Annotated in this window: 1 protein-coding gene; it reads left to right on the top strand. The window is 63.2% G+C overall.

Going from position 1 to position 361, the window contains the following annotated elements; translation table 11 throughout:
- Positions 1-156: 156 nt before the first annotated feature.
- Positions 157-361 (top strand): hypothetical protein (locus ACZ2V4_RS11690; RefSeq protein ID WP_490514947.1); only part of this gene is annotated, 205 nt, incomplete at its 3' end.

Genomic DNA, 361 nt, shown 5'->3' with positions numbered 1-361 from the left:
GGAGACTCTGCGGTACGTGACGGTTCAGGAATCGGACCGCCGCACGTTGCCGGATCGCTTCACAGCCGACCGCTCCGGCTTCGTTTCCGACCTGACTGCACTGCGTCAACGGTTCATCGCCTGACAAGAGTCGGAGGAGCGCTCTAGGCTCTGGTCATGTTCCGTAGCGCGTTCGCCTTCGTTGCCACCGTGTGGTGGTTGGTGTTCGTCGCGCATTTCGGAATCGTCGTTCTAATCACGGTCGCCGGTGGCCAAGGCTCACTGCCCGCGGCCGTGGTGTGGATCGCATGGGCCACCCTCGTCGCGCACTACTTCCTTCGACGGTTCGCACTCGGACGGTGGCAACACCGCCGCAACATCC

Source organism: Macrococcus sp. CoH-51_TC_04, assembly GCF_058188655.1.
Note: the sequence above shows the minus strand (reverse complement) of the source record. Positions and strands in the feature narration are given on the sequence as shown.